The organism is Arthrobacter sp. RIT-PI-e, from assembly GCF_001187915.1.
Lineage (GTDB): Bacteria > Actinomycetota > Actinomycetes > Actinomycetales > Micrococcaceae > Arthrobacter_D.
Genome location: NZ_LGIU01000035.1, coordinates 78,091 through 88,484, shown reverse-complemented (window position 1 = coordinate 88,484; position 10,394 = coordinate 78,091). Strand labels below are relative to the sequence as shown.

Below are 10,394 nucleotides of genomic sequence, written 5' to 3'. Positions count from 1 at the left end.
CGCTCGCTCTCACCGCGCTGGGTTCCTCACCCACCCTCGTCTGGGTGGAGCCGACGAGCGCGGACGTCGTCGCGACCGGTGAGGGAATCGACCCGATGACCCTGCTGCCCGACTGGCTCGACGTGCTGCTGCTGTGGCTGCTGGTCTGCGCGGTCCTCGCGATGCTCTGGCGGGGCCGCCGGCTCGGGCCGCTCGCCGTCGAGCCGCTGCCCGTCGTCGTGCGGGCCGCCGAGACCGCCGAGGGTCGGGCACGCCTCTACCAGGACTCCCGGGCGGTGTCCCACGCGGCGGCGAACCTGCGGGCCGCCACCCTGGCCCGCATCGCGCGCAGGCTCCGGGTGGACCGCTCGGCGTCGGCCGAGGAGGTCGTCCTCGCGGCCGCGCAGCACGGCGGCCGGTCCCGGACGGACCTGGAGCAGCTGCTCGACCATCCACCGACCACCCATCGCGAACTCGTCCTGTGGGCACAGGAGATCCTCGACCTGGAGAAGGAGATCACATCATCATGAACGCATCCGAGGACCCGCGCGCCGGCGACCCGTATGGGGGCGCCGTACCCGCCACCGTCACATCCGGGGCGGAGGACGCCCGCTCGTCCGTCCGGGCTCCGCTCGTCCATGAACGGGCCCAGGACCCTGCAGCGGGCGTCGACGGGGAGGCCGCCCGGGAGGCCCTCCTGCGCGTACGCGCCGAGGTGGGCAAGGCGATCGTGGGCCAGGATCCCGCGGTCACGGGGCTGCTGATCGGCCTGCTCGCCGACGGCCACGTGCTCCTCGAGGGGGTGCCCGGCGTGGCCAAGACGCTGCTCGTCCGCACCCTCGCCACCGCTCTCAGCCTCGACACCAAGCGTGTCCAGTTCACCCCCGACCTCATGCCCGGTGACATCACCGGATCATTGATCTACGACTCCAGGACCTCGGAGTTCACCTTCCGCGAGGGGCCGGTGTTCACCAACATCCTGCTCGCGGACGAGATCAACCGGACGCCACCGAAGACCCAGGCCTCGCTCCTGGAGGCCATGGAGGAGCGCCAGGTCTCGGTGGACGGCGTCTCGCGTGCGCTGCCCGCCCCGTTCGTGGTGGCCGCCACGCAGAACCCCGTGGAGTACGAGGGCACCTATCCCCTGCCCGAGGCACAGCTGGACCGCTTCCTGCTCAAGCTCACCCTGCCGCTGCCCGAGCGGGAGGACGAGATCGAGGTGATCCGCCGTCACAGCGTGGGCTTCGATCCCCGGGACCTCGCCGCCGCGGGTGTGCGCTCCGTCGCCGGCGCCGAGGACATCCGGCGTGCCCGTGCGGCGGTCGCCCGGGTGTCGGTGGCCCCGGAGGTCCTCGCCTACATCGTGGACGTGGTCCGCGCCACCCGGTCCTCGCCGTCGTTCCAGCTGGGCGTCTCACCCCGCGGTGCCACGGCACTGCTGAACACCTCCAGGGCCTGGGCGTGGTTGTCCGGTCGGTCCTTCGTGACCCCGGACGACGTCAAGGCCCTCACCCTGCCGGCGCTGCGGCACCGCGTGTCCCTCCGGCCCGAGGCGCAGATGGACGGCGTGGACGTGGACGACGTCCTCGGGAGCATCCTGGCCACCGTGCCCGTCCCCCGCTGACGCCGGGCCCGTCCGTTCGGCAGCCCCGCCCGTCCCCCCCGCCGGATCCCCCGGCCCGACACCGACAAGGAGCACCCGTGGTCATCACCGGGCGACTGGTCCTGCTGGCCCTGCTCGGCGTCGTGCCGATCATCCTCTACCCCGGCGCGCAGGCGGTGCTGCTCTGGAGCGGGCTGCTGCCCGCCGTGACGGCGCTGGACCTCGCACTCGCCGCCCCACCCCGGCGTGTCGGGCCGACCCGGACCCCGCCCGGCGGCGCCCGGCCGGGAGAGGCCCGCACCCGCGTGCTGGTGCCGCGGGACACCACCCCCCGCACCCTGCGGGGCGCCGCCCGCGAGGCGTGGCAGCCCTCCGCCGGTGCACGGGACCCCGAGCAGCTGCCCACCGGGCCGGCGGGGGGGGCCCCGCGCCCGCGGGGGCCCCCCCGTCCCGCCCGGCGCGGGCGCCTCCACGTGGAGACCGTCCCCAACCGCCGTACCCGCCCCCTCGGGGTCGCAGCGCGGCAGGTCACCGTGCCCGCCCCGGGGTCGCTGCGCGTCCGGCCGCCCTTCAACTCCAAGCGCCATCTCCCGTCCAGGCTGCGGCGGCTGCGGGAACTCGCCGGCCAGTCCGCCGGCAACATCCGGGGGGCCGGCACGGAGTTCGACTCCCTGCGCGACTACGTGCGCGGGGACGACGTCCGGTCCATCGACTGGCGGGCCACGGCACGACGCCGCGACACCGTGGTGCGCACCTGGCGCCCCGAACGTGACCGGCACGTCGTCGTCGTCCTCGACACCTCCCGCACCTCCGCCGCCCGCATCGAGGACGAACCACGCCTGGACACGGGGATCGAGGCGGCGCTGCTGCTCGCCGTCCTCGCCGAGCGCGGTGGTGACAAGGTGCACTTCCTCGCCTTCGACCGCCGGCCCCGGGCGCGTGTTGACTCGACCGCGAAGGGGAACCTGCTGACCTCCCTCGTCACCGCCCTGGCGCCCCCGGCGCCCGAGCTGATCGAGGCCGACTGGTCGCGCCTTCCCGCGCAGGTCCGCGCCACCTCGGCGCACCGCTCTCTCGTGGTGCTGCTGACCTCCCTCGATTCGGGCGCGGTGGAGGAGGGCCTGCTGCCCACCCTGCCCGCCCTGACCGAGCGGCACGTGGTGGTGGTGGCGTCGGTCCGCGATCCGCGGCTGGAGGAGTTGCGGGCGGACCGGACGACGGCGGCCGCGACCTTCCGTGCCGCGGCGGCGGAGCGTGCACTGCTGGACCGTGCCGCCGTGGCCGCCCAGCTCCGGGCCCTGGGCGCCGAGGTGGTGGACGCCGTCCCCGCGGACCTGCCCCCGCTGCTCGCCGACACCTACATCCGGCCCAAGGCCGCGGGCCGCCTGTGACGCCGTTCGACTACTCCTCCACCGCCCGCCGTCCCGCGTACGCGACGCTGCCGGACGAGGTCCGCGACGCCATCGTCACGACGCTGGGAGGTCCGCCCGACGACGTACGACCGGCGGGCGGTGGCCTCACCCCCGGCTTCGCCGCAACAGTGCGACGCGGAGGCACCTCACTGTTCGTTAAGGCGGCCCCCGACACCGGGACCTTCACGTACCCGGCGTACCGACGGGAGGCGGACATCCTGGCTGCACTCCCCGACGGGCTGCCGGTCCCCCGGCTCCTCACCGCCTCCACCGTCCCGGAGCGCGGGACGGGTGCCACGTGGATCGTGCTCTGCATCGAGCACATCGAGGGGGTGATGCCCGGGGCCCCGTGGAGGTCGTCGGACGCGAGATCCGTCCACGCCTCGCTCGTCGAGCTGAACAGCGGGCTCGCCGATCTGCCGCCCCACCTCGTCACCGGCTCCTCCACCGACGGACTGGTCGACGACGACGACGTCCTAGGTGTCTTCGGGCGACGCGCCCGGAACGAGCTGGCGCTCCCGTTCCTGCCCGACGCCCCGGCGGAGTGCTGGCTCGACCTGCAGCAGCTGGTGGAGCAGGCGGCGTCGGTGCTGCACGGTCGCGACACCCTGCACAACGATCTGCGTCCGGACAACATCGTCATCGAGCGGGGCTCGGGCCGCGCGTACGTCTGCGACTGGAACTTCCTGACGCGGGGCCCGGCCTGGTCCGACTGGGCAGGACTGCTCCCCTACCTGCACCACGACGGTCTCGACGCCGACACCCTGCTGGTCTCCTCCCCCCTCACCGCGGGCGTGGAGGGCGGGACGATCGACACCTGGTTGGCGGTGCTCGCCGCGTACCTGACCGTCAGCGGTCTCAGCAGCGAGGTTCCCACTAGTCCCCGGCTGCGCGCGCACGGACGGTTCAGCGCACGCATCATGGTTGACTGGGTGTCCGAGCGACGGAAGTGGACACCATGACTTCGATCTACGAGACGGCGATGGGCAGCGACTTCGGCAGGCTGCAGCCCGAACTGCGCGACTACTTCGGCGAGGCGGCCGGGAGCGGCCGGTCCGGGGTGGGACGTGGGGTCTTCGACGTCGCCGGGTGCCCCGCCTGGTTCGCGCGTCCCGCCTTCCGGCTCACCGCCCTGGAGAACGCGTTCTTCCCCGAGTACTCGGACGACGTCCCGTTCACGATCAGGAACTACCCGCACGTGGACCCCTTCGGCCGCCCGGCGCTGACCGCCCGGCGTGAGCTCGACTTCGGGGGCACCGTGCGCGTCTTCGAGGACACCACGTCCCTGCAGGACGGCGTCCTCACGGACTACGTGGGGAAACACCGGCGGATGGCCACGCTCCTCTCCTGCTCCGCCACCCCGGAGGGGCGGATCCGCATGGTGTCCTCGCAGACCCGGGTGTTCGCCGGGGTACGGATCCCCCTGCCGGACGCCGTGGGTGCGCTCGCCTACGTGGAGCAGTGGTGGGACGACGACGCCGGACGGTTCCGGATCAAGACCCGGGTGGTCCATCGCCAGCTCGGCACACTGCTGGTGTACGCGGGGGCGTTCGACTACACGCTCGAGGACTTCGACGGCGTGCTGCCCGCCGAGGCCCAGCCACAGCGGTGGGAGGAGCGGGTCTGACCCCGACCCCGCCCACCCCATGACCGTTCTGCTCGTGCGCCGCTGCGCCCAACTCCTGATCGGCCTGTTCCTCTACGGCTTCTCGCTCGCCATGATGATCCGGGCCACCCTCGGCGTCACCCCGTGGGACGTGCTCGGCCTGGGATCGTCCCTGCAGACCGGCATCCCCTTCGGCTTCATCACCAACATCATCGGGATCGTGGTGCTGCTGCTCTGGATCCCGCTGCGGCAGAAGCCCGGGATCGGGACCGTGCTCAACGTGCTCCTCGTGGGTCCGAGCGCCGAGGTGGGGCTGGCGCTGCTCGGCGAGCCGGACGCCCTCTGGGCGAGGGTGCTCCTGTTCTCCGGCGGTCTGGTCCTGCTCGCGGTGGCCACGGGGCTCTACCTCGGTGCGCAGTTCGGGCCCGGACCGCGCGACGGGCTGATGACCGGGCTGCACCGGCGCACCGGGCTGCCCATCTGGGCGGTCCGCACCGCCATCGAGGGCACGGTGCTGCTGATCGGGTGGCTCCTCGGCGGACCGGTGGGCCTCGGCACCGTGGCTGCGGCCCTGCTGATCGGTCCGCTGGGCAACCTGACCCTGCCGCTCTTCCGCCTCGGGCCGGCCCCGCGGCGGGCCCGCCCCCCCCCCCCTCCCGGTCGGGGGCGTCGGCCGTCTGCCCGACCGGGTGAGCACCCGGCCGGCCGGGGGGGGGGACTGCGCCCCCGTCCCGGCCCCCGCCGCGATCGTGAGTGCGGCGAGCGCCGGCGTCGGCAGGCCCACCCGTCGCCAGGCGGTGAGGACCTCCTCCACCAGCGCGCCGACCTGGGGGAGGACGGCGCCCGGCCGGAGGATGCCGAGCTCCAGCTGACGTCCCGCCTCGATCTCCTCAGCCAGGACGTCCCAGACGCAGTCGGACAGCCTCCGGAGCGGCAGCGCGAATGCGGCACGGACCGGCCGGACGGCATCGAGGGAGACCTCGCCGCCGTCCGTGGACAGCACGGTACCGGTGGCACCGGCGTCGACGACCGACGCCGTCAGCACCTCCCACGCCTCGGTGGCCTCACGACGGTCCACGGCGCGCAGGGTGCGGTACCCGCTCGCCGTGGGGACCCTCCCGGTGAGCACGGGCTCCGCCTGGGGTTCGTCGATGGAGAGCAGGATCTCCGCGCCGCGTGCCACGGACCGCACGCGCCGCACGTGCTCGGCGGCACCGGCTGCCAACGACGCGTACAGCTCACGGCGGGGCCCCGGGTCGGCCAGCACCCCTTCGCCGCTGTGCAGGTGGACGCCGGCGGCGAGCGAGAGAGGACCCCGCAGGGGCAGCACCCGCTGACCGGCAGGGGGCGCCTCGGCACCGGCCACGTCCCCGCGGGCGTTGATGTCCGAGGACAGCGCCGATTCCGCCCGCCGCTGGTCGAGCCCCGGCCGCTGCACGAACCGCCAGCCGTGGGGCTGGAGGTCGAAGGGGAGTTCCACGGGCATCCCGAGGGTCCGCCCGACGGCGTCGCTGCCCGGTCCGCGTGCGGGGAGGAACGGCAGGAACGGCAGATTCGCGCCACCGAGCTCCCCGCGCACGGCGCGGTTCGCCTCGAGCGGATCCGTACCCGGCCACTCCCCTGCCGCGGTGGCGGGACCGACGGCGAGCGCCCCGGGTCAGTGTCCGGCATCGGAGGTGTCCGCCTCGCCGGCCGCCTCGCCGGCCGCCTCGCCGGTGAGCGGGGCCGAGTTGCGGTTCTCGGAGATCGCCTGGTGGTGACGGATCACCTCCGAGATGATGAAGTTCAGGAACTTCTCGGCGAACGCCGGGTCCAGCTGCGCCTCCTCGGCGAGCAGACGCAACCGGGCGATCTGCGCCGCCTCCCGCTGGGGGTCACCTGCGGGCAGCTCGTGCTCCGCCTTCAGGTGTCCCACGCGCTGGGTGGCCTTGAAGCGTTCGGCCAGGAGGTACACGAGGGTGGCGTCGATGTTGTCGATCGAGCTCCGCACGGAGAGCAGTTCCGCCAGGACCTCAGGAGCCACGTCCCCCGTGAGGGAACTGGCCGCCGGGTCGAAGCCGCTGCGTGGATGCGTCGTCATGGTCCCAGTCAAGCAGAACCGACCCGGCGTCCGTGAACTGCTACTGCTCGGCGGACACCAGGTCGGGGCGCAGTGCGGACCTGGCCGAATCGATGGTGGCCTGCCCGAGCACCCGCGTTCCCTGGTACAGCACCACGGTCTGGCCGGGCGCCACACCCCGCATCGGTTCCACGAGGCTCACCACGAGCTGCTCGGCGTCGTCGATGATCTCGACGCGGGCCCGCGCGGCCACCGGGTCGCCGTGCGCCCGGACCTGCGCGGTGCACGCGAACTCCTCACCGGTGGCGACCTCGCCCACGGGGAGACCGGCCCAGGAGACCTTGATGCCGCGCAGCTCGTCGATCGCGAGCAGGTGCTCCGGACCCACCACCACCTCGTTCTGCTTGGGCCGGATCTCGAGCACGAAGCGGGGCTTGCCGTCGGCGGCCGGTGTCCCGAGCTTCAGTCCGCGGCGCTGGCCCACGGTGAAGGCGTTGGCCCCGGGGTGGGAGCCGATCCGCTCGCCGTCCACGTCGAGGATGTCGCCCTCGCTCAGCTCGATGCGCTCCTCCAGCCAGCCGCGGGTATCGCCGTCGGGGATGAAGCAGATGTCGTGGCTGTCCGGCTTGTTGGCCACGGAGAGTCCCCGGCGTTCCGCCTCGGCACGCACCTCGGCCTTCGACGGCGTCTCGGCGAGCGGGAACAGGGAGTGCTGCAGCTGCTCGTGCGTCAGGACCCCGAGCACGTAGGACTGGTCCTTGGCCCAGTCGGCGGCCCGGTGCAGCTCCGGGTTCCCGTCGGCGTCCTGCACCACCTTGGCGTAGTGACCGGTGCAGACGGCGTCGAACCCGAGGGCCAGCGCCTTCTCGAGGAGCGCCGCGAACTTGATGCGCTCGTTGCACCGCATGCACGGGTTGGGGGTGCGGCCGGCGGCGTACTCGGCGATGAAGTCGTCCACCACGTCCTCCTTGAACCGCTCGGAGAAGTCCCAGACGTAGTAGGGGATGCCCAGGATGTCGCACGCCCGCCAGGCGTCCCGGGAGTCCTCGATGGTGCAGCAGCCGCGGCTGCCGGTACGCAGGGTCCCGGGCATCCGGGAGAGCGCGAGGTGGACGCCGACGACGTCGTGCCCCGCCTCCACGGCGCGGGCCGCCGCCACCGCCGAGTCCACGCCGCCGCTCATTGCCGCCAGTACCTTCATGATGAGAAACCCGTCCCTGCTGTCCGAATACGTGATGCGTGTCCTGCCATGCCCGCCGTCCGGGCGCGTGAGTACGCCTCGCCGATGGCGGCCACCACGGTGTCAACGTCCGCGGCCGTGGATGTATGCCCCAGGCTGAAGCGCTGGGCACCCCGGGCCTCGTCCTCGGTGAGCCCCATGGCCAGCAGGACGTGGGACGGACGAGGCACTCCCGCGGTGCAGGCCGAACCCGTGGAGGACTCGATGCCGGCGAGATCCAGGAGGAAGAGCAGGGAGTCGCCCTCGCAGCCCGGGAAGGTGAAGTGGGCGTTGCCCGGCAGCCGGGAACCGCGTGGAGCCGGGTGCGCCACACCCCGCAGCACCGCCTCGGGGACCTCACGGCGGATGCCCTCGATCAACCGGTCGCGCAGGGCCGCCAGTCGGAGCGCCTCCTCCGTGAGGCGTGCCGCGACGTCCTCGGCGGCGGCGGCGAAGGCGGCGATGCCCGCGCCGTCGAGGGTGCCCGAGCGGATGTCCCGCTCCTGACCCCCTCCGTGCTGCACGGGCGTCAGCGTCACGGAGCGTCCCACGAGGAGGGCGCCCACCCCCACCGGCCCGCCCATCTTGTGGGCGCTCACCGCCATGGTGGCCAGCCCGGAGTCCGCGAAGGAGACCGGGAGCGAGCCGAAGGCCTGGACGGCGTCACTGTGCACGGGGACTCCGTGACGGGCGGCCTCGGCCACCACCTCTCGGACCGGCTGCACGGTACCCACCTCGTTGTTAGCCCACATCACCGTCACGAGGGCCGTCCGCTCCGGAGCCTCGGCGAGGGCTGACCGCAGTGCCCCGAGGGACACGAGACCCGCGGCGTCGACGGGCAGCCACACCCCCTCGGCCCCCCCGTGGCGCTCGAGCCACTCCACGGTGTCCTGCACCGCGTGGTGCTCGATCGAGCTGCAGAGGATCCGGGTGCGGGCGGGATCGGCGGCCCGCTGCGCCCAGTACAGCCCCTTGAGCGCGAGGTTGTCCGCCTCGGTGCCGCCCGAGGTGAAGATCACCTCCGAGGCGTGGGCGCCGGCCGCGGCGGCGATGGTCTCCCTGGCGTCCTCCACGGAGCGGCGGGCGCGGCGCCCCGAGGTGTGGAGGGAGGACGGGTTCCCGCTCCGGGCGAGTTCACGGGTGAGGGCGGCGAGCGCGGGGGCCGGGTTCGGCGTGGGCGCCGCGTGGTCGGCGTACCCGGGCATGCCCCCATGCTACGGCGGCACGCCGACAGGTCGGCTCCCGCGGCCTCCGCCGCCCCCGGAGGCCCGCGCGGCGCGGCGGCCGGTTCCGCCGTGGGCGGACGGGGTGAACTCCCGGGCCGTCCGCACCGTTGTCCTGATGGGTGCCGGTGTACCGGAGGACCGGGTGGGCGGCTTTGTCAGCAGCAGCCGGTGGCTCTAGGGTCAGGTGAAGTCGCACCGCCGTCGTCCGTGCGGTGGGTCGTGACCGTCGGGTCCTCCACCCGTCAGCATCCACCGCGTCCGGGTACCGGACGCATCGAACCGCAGCAGAAAGGCCGGATCCATGGCAGAGGCCCCCCGGAAGTCGTACTACGACGTCCTCGGTGTGCCCCCGGAGGCCGGCAGCAAGGACATCAAGGCCGCCTCCCGCCGCGCGGTCCGCAGCGCGCCCCCGGATCTGGGGGGCAGCGCCGAGCGGTTCCCCGCCGTCGCCGTGGCCTTCGAGCCCCTGGGGGACGCACGGCGCCGCGCGCGCTGCGAGGCCGGGACCCGCCGTGACGGCACCTCCGGAGCGCCCGGGGCGGGCTCCTCCCAGGCGCGGCCCGGTACCTCGCCCGCACCGGGCGCACCGCGGAACGCCGAGCCGCGGCGTCCGGACCCGCGGCGCACGGAGGACGACGCCGCCGGGTCCCCCGCGGAGTACCTGCCGCCGTTCACCCCGAACGAGCCACCGGCCGTGCCCCTGATCCTCGCCGGCAAGCAGCTGCACGGCGAACCCCGCCAGCCCCGCGGCTTCGCACGGTTGGCCTCCGGAGCGAGGGCCCGCGTGGACGGGGAGTCGCGCACCGCCGCGATCCTCGAACGTGCGCTCCTGCCCACCTACCCCGCGGTCCGCCTGCTCAGCGGCCTGGAGTTCGACGACCGCGAGAGGACGACGGCGGGGCAGGTGCTCCTGGCCGGGTACCGGCTGGCCGTCGTCGACTCCTTCACCGCGCCACCGGGGAACTTCTCCTGGGACGGGAGGTCGCTGCGCCATCAGGGCCGGCCCGTCGAGCTCGAGCTGCCCCGTACGGTGCGCGCCGTCCAGGAGCTCTTCCCCGATCTCAACGTGGCGGGCTGGCTGGTGATCCACGGGGCGCCGGACAATCCCTTCGCGCCCGTGATCGACGTCCCGCCCTCGTTCGACCGCTCGTCCTCCACCGTGGTGCAGGTGGTCAACGCGGGGACCATGGTGCGGACCATCCGCGCCTTCCTCGCCTCCGGACCAGCCCCGAACGTGGTGCAGCTCCCGCTGCTCGCGCAGCTCCTCTCCGCCACCGACAGCTAGGATGA

8 protein-coding genes and 2 pseudogenes are annotated in these 10,394 nt (G+C 73.7%); 7 read left to right on the top strand and 3 right to left on the bottom strand.

The genetic code is table 11. The features are described 5' to 3' along the window. From AC792_RS17195 to yczE, 6 genes and pseudogenes are all read left to right on the top strand, one after another. A pseudogene (locus AC792_RS17195) lies at positions 1 to 509 on the top strand (DUF4350 domain-containing protein); the annotation flags it as partial. Continuing rightward, positions 506 to 1,603: an AAA family ATPase gene (locus AC792_RS02905; RefSeq protein ID WP_082177320.1), complete on the top strand. Its 1,098-nt coding sequence runs from the start codon at positions 506 to 508 to the stop codon at positions 1,601 to 1,603. The pseudogene AC792_RS17195 and the gene AC792_RS02905, both read left to right, overlap by 4 nt. 77 nt (positions 1,604 to 1,680) lie before the next feature. Next, entirely contained in the window at positions 1,681 to 2,973 is a 1,293-nt protein-coding gene (locus AC792_RS02900) for a DUF58 domain-containing protein (protein ID WP_049829074.1), read from the top strand. Further along, positions 2,970 to 3,956, top strand: coding sequence for a phosphotransferase family protein (locus tag AC792_RS02895; protein ID WP_049829073.1), 987 nt, complete (start codon positions 2,970 to 2,972; stop codon positions 3,954 to 3,956). The genes AC792_RS02900 and AC792_RS02895 overlap by 4 nt, the downstream gene beginning before the upstream one ends. Further along, entirely contained in the window at positions 3,953 to 4,621 is a 669-nt protein-coding gene (locus AC792_RS02890; protein ID WP_049829072.1) for a DUF4166 domain-containing protein, read from the top strand. Before AC792_RS02895 ends, AC792_RS02890 begins: the two co-directional genes overlap by 4 nt. Before the next feature lie 19 nt (positions 4,622 to 4,640). Next, positions 4,641 to 5,300: pseudogene (yczE, locus tag AC792_RS18125) on the top strand (membrane protein YczE); the annotation flags it as partial. Between the two features lie 957 nt (positions 5,301 to 6,257). Here yczE and AC792_RS16020 read toward each other — a convergent pair. From AC792_RS16020 to AC792_RS02875, 3 genes are read right to left on the bottom strand one after another with little or no spacing between them, the layout of a single operon-like run. Further along, positions 6,258 to 6,680 carry a chorismate mutase gene (locus tag AC792_RS16020; protein WP_082177322.1) on the bottom strand — a complete coding sequence of 141 codons (423 nt, stop codon included), beginning with the start codon at positions 6,678 to 6,680 and terminating at the stop codon, positions 6,258 to 6,260. Between the two features lie 40 nt (positions 6,681 to 6,720). After that, positions 6,721 to 7,860 (bottom strand): tRNA 2-thiouridine(34) synthase MnmA, encoded by a 1,140-nt coding sequence (gene mnmA / locus AC792_RS02880; protein ID WP_049829071.1) that lies wholly within the window; start codon positions 7,858 to 7,860, stop codon positions 6,721 to 6,723. After that, complete coding sequence (locus AC792_RS02875; RefSeq protein ID WP_049829070.1) at positions 7,857 to 9,083, bottom strand: cysteine desulfurase family protein; 1,227 nt, start codon at positions 9,081 to 9,083, stop codon at positions 7,857 to 7,859. Before AC792_RS02875 ends, mnmA begins: the two co-directional genes overlap by 4 nt. A 322-nt stretch (positions 9,084 to 9,405) precedes the next feature. Between AC792_RS02875 and AC792_RS02870 the strand changes: the two genes are divergently transcribed. Beyond that, positions 9,406 to 10,389: a DnaJ domain-containing protein gene (locus tag AC792_RS02870; protein WP_049829069.1), complete on the top strand. Its 984-nt coding sequence runs from the start codon at positions 9,406 to 9,408 to the stop codon at positions 10,387 to 10,389. Positions 10,390 to 10,394 lie beyond the last annotated feature (5 nt).